Source organism: Streptomyces tsukubensis, from assembly GCF_003932715.1.
Taxonomy (GTDB): Bacteria; Actinomycetota; Actinomycetes; order Streptomycetales; family Streptomycetaceae; genus Streptomyces; species Streptomyces tsukubensis.
This window is the reverse complement of record NZ_CP020700.1, coordinates 1019120-1034326: the sequence shown is the minus strand read 5'-3', so window position 1 is coordinate 1034326 and position 15207 is coordinate 1019120. Positions and strand designations below refer to the sequence as shown.

Below are 15207 nucleotides of genomic sequence, written 5' to 3'. Positions count from 1 at the left end.
ACCGGCACCCCCGGCCCGCCTTCCCGGAACAGCACCTCTCACGGACCGGCTCCGCCGTCCGTCCGGATCCGCCCCACCGGGTCCGGGCAGACCGGCGGCCCGGTCCGCGGCCGTTTCCGGCTCCGCACCGGGCCTCCGGCGGTCGTCGGCACCGCCGGGCGGAGCCCGTACGGCCCCGTCCACCGGAGGCCCCCGCTCAGTCGCGCGCCGCCGTACCCTCCACCGCGAACAGCTCCTCCTCGGCGTGGTCGAGCGCTATCCGGAGCGCCCCGGTGGCCACCGCGGCCTCCCGCAGCAGCGAGAGCACGACCCTCGGCGGGCGCAGGCAGTACCGCGACAGCTCGTTGCGCAGCGGCTCCAGTACCCCGTCGAGACCGGCCGCCCAGCCGCCGATCACCACCAGCTCCGGGTCGAGCGCCAGCGCCAGCGCCGCCACATCGTGGACCAGCCGCTGGACATAGCGGTCGACGGCGGCCTGGGCCCGGGCATCGCCCTTCTTGGCCATCGCGAACACCTCGGTGACGGCCTGTTCGTCCAGCGGGTGCAGCGGCTCGTCGGTCCGCGACAGCAGCCGCTCCGGCCGCAGTTGCCGGCCGAGGAGATGCAGTGCTCCGATCTCCCCGGCGGCCCCGCCGAAGCCCCGGTGCAGCCGTCCGTTGATCAGCGAACCGGCCCCCGGGCTCAGCCCCGCGAGGACGAACACCACGTCGTCGCAGTCCTTTGCGACGCCCTTCCAGTGCTCGGCGACGACCGCCGCGTTCGCGTCGTTCTCCACCAGGACCGGGCAGCGGAACGAGCGCTGGATGCGCTGGCCCAGCGCCAGCCCCGTCCAGCCCGGCAGCGCGACCCCCAGGCGAACCGTTCCGTCGGTTTCGACGATCCCGGGGCAGGCCACCCCGACGGCCCGCAGATTGGACCGGGAGACCCCCGTACGCCGCAGCACATCGGCGGTCACGACCCGGACCCGGTCCAGCCGGTCGTCCGCGGACGCGGTGTCCGACACATCGCGCGACGCCGCACCGATGATCCGTCCGTCGAGCCCGGAGACCAGGGCGGCCACCCGGTGCGGTCCGATCTCGATACCGAGCAGATGGCCCGCCTCGACCCGGAACCGGAACCGCCGGGCCGGCCGGCCCTGCCGTCTGGTACCGCCCTCCTCGGGCACGCTCTCGGCGACCAGGCCCGCCTCGATGAGTCCTTCGATCACGCCCTCGACCGTGGGCCGGGACAGACCCGTCACCCGGGTCAGGTCCGTGAGCGTGGGCGAACCCGCGCCCCGGAGCGCGTGGAGTACCACCGCGGAGTTGATCCGCCGCAGCAAGGACGGATCTCCGCCGGTCAGCCGCCCCACCGTGTGTCCTTCCAGCCCCGGCTGGTGCAGCCCGGGCGTGTTGTCTGCCGGATGGTACTCGTTGGCCGTCCCCGTCGCACGGCCCTTGCGCCCGGTCCGGAGCGGCCGCCCCGCCGCGGACCGGTCCGGCCGCTCCGTCACGGCTCCCTCCGGCCCGGCTCCGCAAGGGCCGCCGCCCGGAGCCGCCCGTACTCCTCCGCCATGCTCCGCGCGCTCCAGTGCGCGTTCAGCCCGCTCGGATTGGGCAGCACCCAGATCCCCGTCCCGCCGAACGTCCGCTCCTGCGGGCCGATCACGGCTTTCGGCTCGGCGAAGGCCGTGCGGTACGCGGTGATCCCGACCACCGCCAGCCAGCGCGGCCGCAGCCGCGCCACCTTGGCCCGCAGCAGCCGTCCGCCCTCGCGGAATTCGGCCGCGTCCACCTCGTCGGCGCGGGCCGTCGCCCGCGCCACGACATTGGTGATCCCCAGACCGTACGCAAGCAGCAGGTGCTGTTCCGCCGGTGCCAGCTGCCGGGGGGTGAAACCCGACAGCCGGAGCACCGGCCAGAACCGGTTCCCGGGGCGGGCGAAGTGGTGTCCGGTCACCGCCGACATCAGACTCGGGTTGATCCCGCAGAACAGCACGGAGAGCCCGGGCGCGACGACATCGTCGACGAGCCCGTCACGGGCGGCCCGGAGCTCCTCGGGCGACGGCAGCGGCACGGACACCGGCGACGTCAGAGAATCGCGCCGGGGGCGTACCCGGCGGCGTCCGGATACCGCTTGACGACGTCCTCGACCCGGGCGGCCACCTCGGCCACCTGCGCGGCCGCCGCACCCGTGAAGGAGAGCCGGTCCGCCATCAGCGCGTCCAGCGCCGCACGGTCCAGTGGAATCCGCTCGTCCGCCGCCAGCCGGTCCAGCAGCTCGTTCCGCTCGGCGCCCCGCTCCCGCATCGCCAGCGCCGACGCCACCGCGTGCTCCTTGATGACCTCGTGCGCCTCCTCGCGGCCCACTCCGGCGCGTACCGCACCCATCAGGACCTTCGTGGTGGCCAGGAACGGCAGATAGCGGTCCAGCTCACGGGCGATCACGGCCGGGAAGGCGCCGAACTCGTCCAGCACCGTCAGGAAGGTCTCCAGCAGGCCGTCGAGGGCGAAGAAGGCGTCCGGCAGGGCCACCCGGCGCACCACCGAGCAGGAGACGTCGCCCTCGTTCCACTGGTCGCCCGCCAGCTCGCCGGTCATCGAGGCGTAGCCGCGGAGGATGACCATCAGCCCGTTGACGCGCTCGCAGGAGCGGGTGTTCATCTTGTGCGGCATTGCCGAAGAACCGACCTGGCCGGGCTTGAAGCCCTCGGTGACCAGCTCGTGCCCGGCCATCAGCCGGACCGTCTTCGCCAGCGACGACGGCCCGGCGGCGATCTGGACGAGCGCCGTGACCACGTCGTAGTCCAGGGAGCGTGGGTAGACCTGCCCCACCGAGGTGAACGCCCGGGCGAAGCCCAGATGGCCGGCGACGCGCTGCTCCAGCTCCGCCAGCTTGTCCTCCTCGCCGCCGAGCAGGTCCAGCATGTCCTGGGCGGTGCCGACCGGGCCCTTGATCCCGCGCAGCGGGTAGCGGGCGATCAGCTGCTCCAGCCGTCCGAAGGCCACCAGCAGCTCGTCGGCGGCGGTCGCGAACCGCTTCCCGAGCGTCGTCGCCTGCGCGGCGACGTTGTGCGAGCGGCCCGCCATCACCAGCTCGGCGTGCTCCCCGGCCAGTTTTCCGAGCCGGGCCAGCACGGCGACCGTGCGGTCCCGCACCAGCTCCAGGGAGAGCCGGATCTGGAGCTGCTCCACGTTCTCCGTGAGATCCCGGGAGGTCATGCCCTTGTGGATCTGCTCATGGCCCGCGAGGGCGTTGAACTCCTCGATGCGTGCCTTCACATCGTGGCGGGTGACCCGCTCGCGTTCGGCGATCGACCCCAGGTCGACCCGGTCGAGGACCCGCTCGTAGTCGGCGACGGCGGACTCGGGGACGTCGATGCCGAGATCGCGCTGGGCGCGCAGCACCGCGAGCCAGAGCTGCCGCTCCAGCTTCACCTTCTGCTCGGGGGACCACAGGGCGGCCAGTTCGGTGGAGGCATAGCGGCCGGCCAGGACATTGGGGATGCGGGGCTTCGCAGACAGAGCAGTCACGTGGCCGGATTCTACTGGCGATCCGCGCAGGCCAGTGCGGCGGTCCGCGATGCGGCGGGCATATCGCGCCGTTCCGGGCACCCGCACCGGGTCCGCCCGGCCGTCCGGGTCAGGGCGTCCCGCTCCCGGGGTCGTACGGAAGCAGCTCGGGGCGTTTGGCGGGGCGGCCGTCGCCGGAGGAGCGGCCGGTCAGCCGGCGGCCGATCCACGGGGCGAGATGGCGCCGGGCGAAGCGCAGGTCCGCCGCCCGCCGGGCGCCCCACCGGGCCGGGTCCGCGGTCGGCAGCGGTGCCTGCCAGTCGTCCTCCGCGGGCAGCCCGAGGACCTGCCAGACCGCCTCGGCGACCCTCCGGTGGCCCTCGGACGTCAGATGCAGCCGGTCGGCGTCCCACAGCCGGGGGTCCCCGAGCACCGGGGTGCCGTACAGATCCACCACGAGCGCGCCGTGGCGGGCGGCCAGCGCGTCCAGATGGGCGTACAGCTCCTCCATCCGCGGACGGCCCGCGTCCAGCAGCGGCCCGTACCGGCCGGGGCTGTGCATCAGGACCAGCTGCCGGCAGGAGGGGGCCAGCGTCTCCACCGCCTCCTCCAGCAGGGCATGGACCCGGCCCATGTCGATCCGGGGGCGCAGCACGTCGTTGAGGCCGCCGACGAAGGTCACCAGGTCGGCGCGCATCGCCGCGGCGGGGCCGACCTGCTCCTGGACGATCTGGCCCAGGAGTTTGCCGCGCACCGCGAGATTGGCGTACCGGAAACCGGGGGAGCGGGCGGCGAGCCGGGCGGCCAGCAGATCGGCCCAGCCGCGGTACGACCCGTCGGGCAGCAGGTCCGACATGCCTTCGGTGAAGGAGTCGCCCACCGCGACCAGGCTCCTGCAGTCGGCATTCGTCTCCATGGCCGCAAGATCCTACCCTCCGGTAGGGGCCGGGCGCGCGTACGGCGGCGGCCCGCCCCGTGACTCCGGAGGGAGTACGGGACGGGCCGCTCGCCCGACGGTCCGGGAACGGGTCCCGGGGCCGGTGTCAGTCCGTGCGGCCCACCAGCTCGCGCAGCACGTCCTCCATGGTGACCAGGCCCTCCGGGGCACCGTCCTCGTTCTGCACGGCGGCCAGATGCGTACCGCTGCGCTGCATCGCCGTCAGCACGTCGTCCAGCGGCGTCGCCGCCCGGACCCGGGCGATCGGCCGCATGGCCGTCGCCGGGAACGGCACATCGCGCGGCACCGCGTCCAGGGCGTCCTTGACATGGAGGTAGCCGAGGATGCTGCGGCCCGCGTCGATCACCGGGAAGCGGGAGTACCCGGACTGCGCCGACAGCAGCTCCAGCTGCTCCGGAGTCGTCCCGGCCTGTGCGTACACGACCCGCTCCGCGGGCATCACCACGTCCCGGACCGGGCGCCGGCCCAGCTCCAGGGCGTCCCGCAGCCGCTCGGCGGCCCGGTCGTCGAGCAGTCCGGCATCGCCGGAGTCGTTGACCATACGGGCCAGCTCGTCGTCCGAGAAGGTTGCCGCGACCTCGTCCTTCGTCTCCACCTTCAGCAGCCGCAGCAGGGTGTTGGCGAAGGCGTTGATCGTGAAGATCACCGGACGCAGCGCCCGGGCCACCGCGACCAGCGGCGGGCCGAGGATCAGCGCGCTGCGGGTCGGTTCCGCCAGGGCGATGTTCTTCGGCACCATCTCGCCGAGGAGCATGTGCAGATACGTTGCGAGCGACAGGGCGATCACGAACGAGATCGGGTGGATCAGACCCTCCGGCACGCCCATCGAGTGGAGGACCGGCGACAGCAGGTGTTCGATCGCGGGCTCGGCGACGATACCGAGGACCAGGGTGCAGAGCGTGATGCCGAGCTGGGCCGTGGCCAGCAGCGCCGACACGTGCTCCAGTCCCCACAGGACGCTCTTGGCGCGGCGGTTGCCCGCCTCCGCCTCGGGTTCGATCTGGCTGCGGCGCACCGAGATCATGGCGAACTCGGCACCCACGAAGAAGGCGTTGACGACCAGGGTCGCCAGACCGATGAGCAACTGGATGGCGGTCATCGTCCGGCCTCCCCGGCGTCACGGCGCGAACCGCTGTCCGTTCCGGTATCGCCTGCCTTCCCGGACTTCGCGGTCTTCTCCGCCGTTCCGGACCGGTCCGGGAAACCTTCGGCCTCCTCGGTCTCCGACGGCAGCGGCGCGTGCAGCAGGACCCGCGCGGCCCGCCGGCCCGACGCGTCGACCACGTCGAGACGCCAGCCCCGGATGTCCATCCGGTCGCCCTCGACCGGGATCCGGCCCAGCTCGGTGGCGATCAGACCGGCCAGCGTCTCGTAGGGACCGTCCGGCACCTTCAGGCCGACCCGTTCGAGCTGGTCGGTGCGGGCGGCGCCGTCCGCCGACCACAGGGCCCGGCCGTCGGCGTCGAGCCCGGCGGCGGCCAGGTCGGGGGTCTCCTGCGGATCGTGCTCGTCGCGCACCTCGCCGACGACTTCCTCGACGATGTCCTCCAACGTCGCCACACCGGCCGTGCCGCCGTACTCGTCGATGACCACAGCCATCGTGGAGCGGCCGCCGAGCCGGTCCAGGAGCCGGTCCACGGTCAGCGTCTCGGGGACCAGCAGGGGTTCGCGCAGCACCTCGGAGACGCCGGTGCGCGGCCGCTCGGCGGCCGGGATCGCCAGAACGTCCTTGATATGCGCGATACCGACGACCGTGTCCAGATTGCCCCGGTAGACCGGGAAGCGGGACAGTCCGGTCGCCCGGGTGGCGTTGGCCACGTCCTCGGCGGTCGCCTGGACCTCCAGCGCGGTGACCTGGACCCGTGGGGTCATCACGTTCTCCGCGGTCAGCTCGGCCAGATTCAGGGTCCGTACGAACAGCTCCGCCGTATCGGCCTCCAGCGCGCCCTCCTTCGCCGAATGGCGGGCGAGCGCGACCAGCTCCTGCGGGCTGCGCGCGGAGGCCAGCTCCTCGGTCGGCTCCATGCCGAGCCGGCGCAGGATGCGGTTGGCGGTGTTGTTGAGATGGCTGATCAGCGGCTTGAAGGCGGCGGTGAACAGCCGCTGCAGGGGCGCCGCGACCTTGGCCACCGCGAGCGGCGAAGAAATCGCCCAGTTCTTGGGGACCAGCTCGCCCACGACCATCAGGACGACCGTGGACATGGCCGTACCGAGGACGAGCGCCACGGAGGACGCGGCCGTCGGCGACAGGCCCAGATCCTCCATCGGGCCGCGGATCAGCTTGGCGATCGACGGCTCGGAGAGCATGCCGACGATCAGGTTCGTGACGGTGATGCCGAGCTGGGCGCCGGAGAGCTGGAAGGTGAGGCCGCGGACGGCCTTCAGGGCACTGGCGGCCCCGCGCTCACCACGGGCCGCGGCCGCTTCGAGATCGGCGCGCTCGACGGTGGTCAGAGAGAACTCCGCCGCGACGAAGACACCGCACGCGAGGGAGAGCAGAAGCGCCACGAAGAGGAGGAGCACCTCGGTCATCGGGCCACCTCCGTCCCACGGCGCGATCGGGGCGGGAGGCGGAATTGATGTCTGCTACTGGGAGGCTCGTCCATGGACGGACGCTCACACCTTTCCTCGGTGACGACAGATGGGTCCCCCCATCGTAAAGGATCGGCAAAGTCCTCTACGGGGGCCCTCGGTGCCCCTGTGCAGGGGCCGGAGGAGGGGGCGGACCGGGCGCCGCGGGAGAAGCGGCACCGAAACCATAACCAACGTGTCATCCCGGCGCTTCCGTCCGCTCGGGGGACCGGGGGTCCCCCGGCCCGGGGAGGGCGCCCCCGCACGGCCGGGGGTGCGCCGGGCGCCTCGTACCCGTCGCCCCCGAGAGTGACCGCCCGCGGCAGGGTGACGGGACGGAAACGGCCCCGGGGGCGGAACCCCCGGGGCCGTACGACAGTCGGCGCTGCGCTCAGACGGTGCTCCGCTGCCGGTCGAGCGGCTTCACCCAGCGCCGCCAGTGGTCCTCGCGGTGGTATCCGGCGGCCGCCCACGCCCGGTGGGCGGGCTCGTTGCTCTCCAGCACCATGGCGTCCCCGCGCCGCCCGCCGACGGCGTCGAACCGCCGCTCGGCGGCCGTGAGCAGCACCGATGCGATTCCCCGCCTGCGGTACGCGGGCAGCACCGCGAGCCGGTAGAGGGAGCAGCGCCAGCCGTCGTACCCGGCGATCACCGAACCCACCAGCGTGCCGTCCTCCGTCTCGGCGAGGATCAGCGCATCGGGGTCGCGCGTGATCAGCGCGACGACACCGTCGGTGTCGTCGGTGATGCTGGTTCCCTCCGCCGCCTCCTTCCAGAAGGAGAGGACGGCCCCGGCCTCGTCGGCACGGGCGGTACGGGTGTGTATGCGCAGGTCGCTCATGGTTCGACCCAAGCACGGCGGACCGGCGGAGGCCAGGCCTTTTCCGCGCCGCGAGGGCCCTCAGGGCTGCGGCACCGAGCCGCCGGGCGGTGCGCCCTCCGGACGGTCCTCCGGAGGGTCCTCCGGGGGCGGGAACGGACGGCGGGCCACGCCCAGGACACACGGCGACGTCGGGAGGGTGGGACCGCCGTCGGGGACCGTCAGCCGGCGGTACGCGCCGAGCTCGAACCCGGCGGCCGACAGCTCCGCGAGCGGATCGCGGGCCGTGTGGCAGTTCCCGAACAGCCGGGGCCACACCGTCGCGTCCAGCGCCCGCTGCACCCGCAACCGCCCCGCGGTTCCGGCCCGCCCGTGCTCGAAGAACCGCAGCTCGCCCCCGGGCCGCAGCACCCGCCGCAGCTCCGCGAGGGCCCGTGGCACATCCCGTACGGAGCAGAGCACCAGGGACACCACCGCGGCGTCGAACGCCTCCGACTTCACCGGCAGCGCCTCCGCCGTGCCCGGGACCACGTCGACCGGCACCCCGGCCCGCCGCGCGGCCTCCAGCGCCGCGGCCCGCAGGGTGCGTTCCGGTTCGATCGCCACGACCTCCGATACGGCCCGCGGATAGTGCGCGAAGTTCAGACCGTTGCCCGCGCCGATCTCGACGACCCGGCCGGAGAGCCCGTCCAGCAGCTCCCGCCGATGGGCCGCGACACCGGCGCGGGTGTCGAGACGGCCGGCGAAGCGGACGTAGAAACGGGAGAAGAGCGGATGATCGACGCCGGCGTCCCGGGGCGGAGCTGTCGTTCTGCGCAGGGGCATCGCGGACCTCCTCCGGCGGGGTGCGTCACGCCCATTGTCCCCCTTGCGGCCCCGGACGGACCCTGTTGTCCACGGACCCTGTTGTCCACGGACGGATCGCGGTGCGGGGGACGGATCGGGGTTCGCGGGACGCAAGGGGACGCACCGGGTTGCGCCCCGGGGGACGCGCGCCGTGGCGGCGCCCGCCCCGGACCGTACAACTCGGGCACTCCTGCCGAACCTGCGTCACCCCGCGGCAGCGGTGAAGGCCGCCGCGTCCCAGCGCCCGCCCAGCTCCGGCGCCAGCCAGTCCGCCGCCCGCCGCCGGAAGACCGCGGGGGACAGACCGCCCGCGCCCTCGGGAACCGCGCCGAGCAGCGGTGCGCCCGCGACCGCAGGCAGGTCCGTCAGATTGCAGCGGGCCGCCAGATCCGGGCACCCGGGCCAGCTGCCGACGACCACACCGAGCAGGCCGACACCGCGGGCGCGCAGCACCTCGGCCGTCAGCGCCACCCCGTTGAGGGTGCCGAGCCCGGCAGGCGCGACGAGCAGCACCGGGGCGTCCAGCAGGGCGGCCGTGTCCGCGAGCGTGCCCCCGTCGTCGTCGAACCTGACGAGCAGCCCGCCCGCACCCTCCACCAGCACCAGGCCGTGTTCCACGGCGGCCTTCGCCACCGCGTCGGCCGCGTCCCGGGGCCGTACGGCCGGGGCCCCGGCGCGCCGGGCCGCCGTCGCCGGCGCCAGCGGCTCCGGATAGCGCGCCAGTTCGACCCCGTGCACCGGGCCCGCAAGCCGCGCCACCTCGCCGACATCGCCCGGCTCGTCCGGTCCGACACCGGTCTGCGCGGGCTTCACCACCGCGACGCCCACTCCCCGGGCCCGGGCCAGCGCGGCGACCGCGGCCGTGACCACGGTCTTCCCGATCTCGGTGCCCGTCCCGGAGACGATCACCACTCCCGGCGTCATACCGTTCTCCCTGCCCATGCCCGCCTCATCCCGCGGCGGCGGCCGCGAGGACCGCATCGCACAACGTGCCCAGATCCTCGTCGCCCGTCACGAACGGCGGCATCACGTACACCAGGTCCCGGAACGGCCGCAGCCACACACCCGCGCGGACCGCCGCGGCCGTGGCGGCCGCCATGTCCACCGGATGGTCGAGCTGGACGACCCCGATCGCGCCGAGCACCCGGACGCCGGTGACCCCCGGCAGCTCCACGGCCGGCGCCAGGCCCTCCCGCAGACCGGTCTCGATGCGCTTGACCTCGAACGCCCAGTCCTGGTCCAGCAGCAGGCCGATCGACGCGTGCGCGACCGAGGCGGCCAGGGGATTGGCCATGAACGTGGGCCCGTGCGCCAGTACGGGGAACTCGCCGCGCGAGATCCCCTCGGCGACCTCCGGGGTGCACAGCGTCGCGGCCATGGAGAGATAGCCGCCGGTGAGCGCCTTGCCCAGGCACATCACATCGGGCGATACGCCCGCGTGACCGGCCGCGAAGAGCGTCCCGGTGCGGCCGAAGCCCGTGGCGATCTCGTCGAAGACCAGCAGTACCCCGTGCTCGTCACAGGCCTCCCGCAGCACCCGGAGGTAGGCGGGCGAGTGGAAGCGCATCCCGCCCGCGTTCTGCACCACCGGTTCGACGATGACCGCCGCCGTCTCGTCGGCGTGCCGGGCCACCATGTCCCGCAGATGGTCGGCGTACGTCTCGTCGTAGGCGTCGTATCCGGCGGGGGGCGCGTCGGCGAATATCTGCTCCGGCAGTACGCCCGACCAGAGCTGGTGCATCCCGCCGTCGGGGTCGCACACCGACATCGGCTGCCAGGTGTCGCCGTGGTAGCCGCCGCGCCAGGTCAGCAGCCGCTGTTTGGCGGGCCGCCCGGCCGAGCGCCAGTACTGGAGGCACATCTTCACCGCGACCTCGACGGAGACGGAGCCCGAATCGCTGAGGAAGACATGGCGCAGCGGCTCGGGGGTGATCTCCACGAGCCGGGCCGCCAGCCGTACGGCGGGCTCGTGGGTGAGTCCGCCGAACATCACATGGCTCATCCGGTCCAGCTGGCCGCGCGCGGCCTCGTTGAGCACCGGGTGGTTGTAGCCGTGCAGCGCGGACCACCAGGACGACATGCCGTCGATCAGTTCGTGCCGGCCGTGCGCCGGTTCGGCGAGCCGCAGCCGTACCCCCGAAGCGGAAGCGACGACCAGGGGGTCGGTACGGCCGGGCATCGGGGCGTACGGATGCCAGACGTGCGCCCGGTCGAGCGCGAGCAGCTCCGGTACCGGCAGCTCAGGCATTGGGCGCCACCTCGGTGCCCGCGCCGCGGCGGCGTACCGTCACCAGATCGGGACGCGGCCCGCCGCCCGCCGCCCCGGTCGCCCTGCTGGTTTCGGTCGTTGCGGTGGAACCGCATCCGGGACCGGTGGCGTGACCGCAACCGGCGCCGGAGCCGCAACCGGCCTCCCCGGCCGGACCGCAGACGGATCCCGCGGTCCCGTCGGCGGCCGGGTGCGATCCGCAGCCCGGTCCCCCGCCCTGCGCACCGTCCGGTGCGCCGCCCGTCCGGTGCGCGGGCAGTGTGGTCGTCCCGGCGCCCTCCACCTCGAAGCCCGCGTCCGCGATCATGTCGAGGTCGGCCCGCCCGGCCTGGCCCTCACTCGTCAGATAGTCGCCGAGGAAGATGGAGTTGGCCAGGTGCAGTGCGAGCGGCTGGAGGGTCCGCAGATGGACCTCGCGGCCGCCCGCGAGCCGTACCTCCACATCGGGGCAGACGAACCGCACCATCGCGAGGATCCGCAGACAGCGCTGCGGCGTCAGGTTCCACTCCTTCGCCAGCGGGGTGCCCTCGAAGGGGATCAGGAAGTTCACCGGTACCGAATCGGGGTCGAGCTCCCGCAGCGCGAAGACGACGTCGACCAGGTCCTCGTCCGTCTCGCCCATCCCCGCGATCAGCCCGGAACAGGCCGACAGACCGGCGGACTGCGCCTGCTGCACGGTCTCCACCCGGTCCGCGTAGGTGTGGGTGGTCGTGATCTCCCCGTACGTCGCCTCCGACGTGTTGAGGTTGTGGTTGTACGCGTCGGCTCCCGCCCCGCGCAGTTTCTCCGCCTGGCCCGCGGAGAGCAGTCCGAGGCAGGCGCACACCTCGACGCCCTCGTTCTGTTCCTTGATGGTTTCGATCGTCCGTGACACCCGGTCGACGTCGCGGTCCGTCGGACCGCGGCCGCTGGCCACCAGACAGACGCGCTTGGCGCCGCCCGCGACCCCCGCGGCCGCCGCCTGCGACGCCTCCTCCGGCTTCAGCCAGGTGTACTTGAGGATCCCGGCCGTCGAACCGAGCCGCTGCGAGCAGTACGAGCAGTCCTCGGGGCACAGCCCGGACTTCAGATTGACCAGATAGTTGAGTTTCACCCGGCGGCCGAACCACTGACGGCGTACCCGGCCCGCCGCGGCCACCACGTCGAGCACATCGTCGTCGGAGGTCGCCAGTACCGCCAGCGCCTCGTCCCGGGTCGGCGGCTCGCGCCGCAGCCCCTTCTCCACCAGTCTGCCGAGAAGCTCCATGGCGCCGATCCTGGCCTAAGGAACTCCCCGTGGGAAAGTCGGAATCTCACAACAGACCTTCACCGAAGTGTGTGCATGACCACATGGGGAGCGGGAGCGCACCCGGTTAGCCTCTGTGCGCTGCCTACAAAAGCGGCGGCGGCGGACCGGGCCTGCAACGGACGCCGGACGGAGCGCCGGACGGAGTGCCGGACCTCCGGAGCACTTCGGCGGCCGGATCACCGGAACACCCAGAGAGCGGGGGAGCACGCCACCATGCCCGACGACCCCTTCGAGTGGCTCGACGAGGAATCCGCGCGCCGGGAGCGCGCCGGGCTGACGCGGACGCTGCGGCCACGCGCCGCCGGGTCCGCCCTGGTGGATCTCGCGGGCAACGACTACCTCGGGCTGAGCCGCCACCCCGAGGTCACCGCCGCGGCGGCGGCCGCCGCCCACCGCTGGGGTGCGGGTTCGACCGGCTCCCGGCTGGTCACCGGCAGCACCGAACTGCACGCCGAGTTCGAACGCGAACTGGCGGCCCACTGCGGGTTCGAAGCCGCGCTCGTCCTCGCCTCCGGCTACGCGGCGAACCTGGCCGCCGTGACGGCGCTGAGCGGGCGCGGCGCGCTGATCGTCTCGGACGCGGCCAACCACGCCTCCATCGTCGACGGCTGCCGGCTGTCGCGGGCGCAGACCGAGATCGCCGCCCACGCGGATCCCTCCGCGGTACGGAAGATCCTCGACGCGCATCCCGGGCGGCGGGCGCTGGTGGTCACCGATTCCGTCTTCTCGGTCGACGGCGACGCGGCCCCGCTCGCGGAGCTGGCCCGGATCACGGCCGGGCGGGGCGCGGCGCTGCTCGTGGACGATGCCCACGGTCTCGGCGTTCTCGGTGAAGGCGGGCGGGGCACGGCGCATGCTGCGGGGATCGCGGGCGCGCCGGGCGTGGTGGCGACGGTCACGCTCTCCAAATCGCTGGGCAGTCAGGGTGGTGCCGTCCTCGGTCCGGCGCGGGTCGTCGCTCATCTGGTGAACACCGCCCGGACGTTCATCTTCGACACCGGACTGGCCCCGGCAGCGGTCGGCGCGGCCCGGGAGTCCCTGCGGATCCTGGCCCGTGAGCCCGGCCGGGCGGACCGGGTGCGGTCGGCGGCGGGCGCCCTGTACACGGGGCTGACGGCGGCGGGGCTGACGGCCGCCCGGCCCGATGCGGCGGTGGTGTCGGTACGGGCGCCCTCGCCCGAGGCCGCCGTGGGCTGGGCCGCGGACTGCCGGACGGCCGGGCTGCTGGTGGGCTGCTTCCGGCCGCCGTCGGTGCCGGACGGGGTCTCCCGGCTGCGGCTGACGGCCCGCGCGGATCTGACGGACGAGCAGCTCGCGGAGGCGGTGGCGGTGGTCGTCCGGACGGCACCGCCGGATGCCCGCTCGGACCGCTGACCGCTGACCGCTGACCGCTGACCGCTGACCGCGCCCGGGCACCGCACCCGGGCCCCGGGCACTGGGCCGATCCGGGGCACCGGGCCGAAACGGTGAGTCCTGGCCAGGCGTACGGCTCCGGGCCGAGCCCAGCCGGGGTGCCGGGCCGAGCCTCCGCCGGAGCACCGAGCACCGGGCCGGAGCCGTGAGTCCGGTAGCCGTACGGCCGGGCGGGCGGACCGCGGAGCGCCGGACCCGGCCCGGGAGGGCATACGCCCGGAAGGCCGGGGACGACGCGCCCGTGACGCGGGGGCGGAGCCTCCGGAAGGGGCGCTTCCGCCGCCCTGGGCCGCCCAAACGGCGGACAAAGCGCCTGTGCATGGCCAAAAACGGTCTTGCGTCGCAGAGTTCACCGCTTTGAGCGACTGTTGTCCACAGATCTTGGCGGATCGTGCCTGCGGCGGGAGGATGGGGGCAGTCCGGCGCTCAGCGCGAGCCGTGGCCGTCCGCGCACACCTCCGCCATGACCTCGGACAGCACGGCCGCGGGTGGAAAGGACGGCGTCGCGATGGCAGATCTCCTGGAGAACTCGATCACCCTGCCGAGCGAAGCGGCCTCGGTTTCGGTGGCGCGCCGACATGTGACAGCGGCCCTTGCCGAATGGGGTCTGCCCGCCGGGTCGGACGCCCTGGACACGATCCGGCTGATCGTCTCGGAGCTGACCACCAATGCCGTCCAGCACACCTTCGGCCAGTCGCCCACCTTCACCGTGACCCTGCTGCTGGAGCGGGACGAGGAGCTGCGGATCGGGGTGACGGACAGCCACCCGCGCTGGCCGCAGCGGCTGCCCGCGGCCGTCCGCCAGGACAACGGGCGGGGCATGGTCATCGTCCGCAGCCTCACGGCGCACAGCGGCGGCCGGCTGACGGTCACTCCGACCCCGGACGGCGGCAAGACGGTCTGGATCGCCCTGCCCTGGCACCCGTCCGGCGCCGGGCCCGCGGACCCCGGCTGACCGGCCCGCCGCGCCGCACGGGCGCGGCCGGGAAACGACAGCCGGGAAACGACGGCCGGGGGCCCGGCACGTCCGCCCCGGCCCCCCGGCACCGCCTCAGCTCTTCCGGTCGGTCAGCGAACCCTGCCGTACGAGATGCTCTTGCTCCAGATCTTGTCCAGCTTCACCCAGGAACCCCTCTTGGGGGAGTGCCAGATCTTGCCCTTCCCGGCGTAGATCCCCACGTGGTAAACACCGCCCCGACCGTGGAAGAAGACCAGGTCACCCGCCTTCCGCGACTTCACGGAGATCTTGCGGGTCTTGTTGTACTGCTGCTGAGCGGTCCGCGGGAGCTTCTTGCCCGCCTTCTTGAACGAGTAGACCGTCAGCCCCGAGCAGTCGAAGCGGGACGGTCCCGCCGCGCCGTACTTGTACGGAGCACCCTTCTTGGAGGCGGCGATCTTGAGCGCCTTGCCCGCGTGCGCCGTGGCCGCGGCCTGGGCCTCCGGCGTACCGCCGGGCACGACCAGCGTGCCGCCGAGCGCCGCAATCGTCAGAGCGGACACCGCGCCCGCCCGGCCGAGGAGGGACGGGACGTTTTTCTGCGCATTCATGCG

At 73.5% G+C, this 15207-nt stretch carries 14 protein-coding genes; 2 read left to right on the top strand and 12 right to left on the bottom strand.

Going from position 1 to position 15207, the window contains the following annotated elements:
• Nucleotides 1-196: 196 nt before the first annotated feature.
• The 11 genes from B7R87_RS03190 to bioB all read right to left on the bottom strand — a co-directional run bounded on the left by B7R87_RS03190 (nt 197) and on the right by bioB (nt 12201).
• Complete coding sequence (locus B7R87_RS03190) at nt 197-1351, bottom strand: ROK family transcriptional regulator (RefSeq protein ID WP_040916899.1); 1155 nt, start codon at nt 1349-1351, stop codon at nt 197-199.
• 137 nt (nt 1352-1488) lie between these two features.
• On the bottom strand, nt 1489-2061 hold the full coding sequence (gene mug, locus B7R87_RS03185; RefSeq protein WP_006350527.1) for a G/U mismatch-specific DNA glycosylase: 573 nt from the start codon (nt 2059-2061) through the stop codon (nt 1489-1491).
• A gap of 8 nt (nt 2062-2069) precedes the next feature.
• A complete protein-coding gene (gene purB, locus B7R87_RS03180) occupies nt 2070-3512 on the bottom strand; it encodes an adenylosuccinate lyase (protein WP_006350528.1) in 1443 nt (480 codons plus the stop codon).
• Nucleotides 3513-3621: 109 nt separating this feature from the next.
• Nucleotides 3622-4407 carry an SGNH/GDSL hydrolase family protein gene (locus B7R87_RS03175; RefSeq protein ID WP_130585340.1) on the bottom strand — a complete coding sequence of 262 codons (786 nt, stop codon included), beginning with the start codon at nt 4405-4407 and terminating at the stop codon, nt 3622-3624.
• A 127-nt stretch (nt 4408-4534) separates the two neighbouring features.
• Nucleotides 4535-5548, bottom strand: coding sequence for a hemolysin family protein (locus B7R87_RS03170; RefSeq protein WP_006350530.1), 1014 nt, complete (start codon nt 5546-5548; stop codon nt 4535-4537).
• Nucleotides 5545-6981, bottom strand: coding sequence for a hemolysin family protein (locus B7R87_RS03165; RefSeq protein WP_006350531.1), 1437 nt, complete (start codon nt 6979-6981; stop codon nt 5545-5547). Before B7R87_RS03165 ends, B7R87_RS03170 begins: the two co-directional genes overlap by 4 nt.
• Before the next feature lie 430 nt (nt 6982-7411).
• Complete coding sequence (locus B7R87_RS03160) at nt 7412-7861, bottom strand: GNAT family N-acetyltransferase (protein WP_006350532.1); 450 nt, start codon at nt 7859-7861, stop codon at nt 7412-7414.
• A gap of 60 nt (nt 7862-7921) precedes the next feature.
• Complete coding sequence (locus tag B7R87_RS03155; RefSeq protein ID WP_006350533.1) at nt 7922-8665, bottom strand: class I SAM-dependent methyltransferase; 744 nt, start codon at nt 8663-8665, stop codon at nt 7922-7924.
• Nucleotides 8666-8890: 225 nt separating this feature from the next.
• Entirely contained in the window at nt 8891-9610 is a 720-nt protein-coding gene (bioD, locus tag B7R87_RS03150) for a dethiobiotin synthase (protein WP_157997766.1), read from the bottom strand.
• Between the two features lie 25 nt (nt 9611-9635).
• Nucleotides 9636-10934, bottom strand: coding sequence for an adenosylmethionine--8-amino-7-oxononanoate transaminase (locus tag B7R87_RS03145; RefSeq protein WP_006350536.1), 1299 nt, complete (start codon nt 10932-10934; stop codon nt 9636-9638).
• A complete protein-coding gene (bioB, locus tag B7R87_RS03140; RefSeq protein WP_006350537.1) occupies nt 10927-12201 on the bottom strand; it encodes a biotin synthase BioB in 1275 nt (424 codons plus the stop codon). Before bioB ends, B7R87_RS03145 begins: the two co-directional genes overlap by 8 nt.
• A 255-nt stretch (nt 12202-12456) precedes the next feature.
• Here bioB and B7R87_RS03135 point away from each other — a divergent pair, with 255 nt between their 5' ends.
• Nucleotides 12457-13617: an 8-amino-7-oxononanoate synthase gene (locus tag B7R87_RS03135; RefSeq protein ID WP_130585338.1), complete on the top strand. Its 1161-nt coding sequence runs from the start codon at nt 12457-12459 to the stop codon at nt 13615-13617.
• Nucleotides 13618-14164: 547 nt separating this feature from the next.
• Complete coding sequence (locus tag B7R87_RS03130; protein WP_130585337.1) at nt 14165-14611, top strand: ATP-binding protein; 447 nt, start codon at nt 14165-14167, stop codon at nt 14609-14611.
• A gap of 113 nt (nt 14612-14724) precedes the next feature.
• Here B7R87_RS03130 and B7R87_RS03125 read toward each other — a convergent pair whose 3' ends face one another.
• Nucleotides 14725-15204, bottom strand: a complete 480-nt coding sequence (locus B7R87_RS03125; protein WP_006350539.1) for a C40 family peptidase — start codon at nt 15202-15204, stop codon at nt 14725-14727.
• Between the last annotated feature and the right edge of the window lie 3 nt (nt 15205-15207).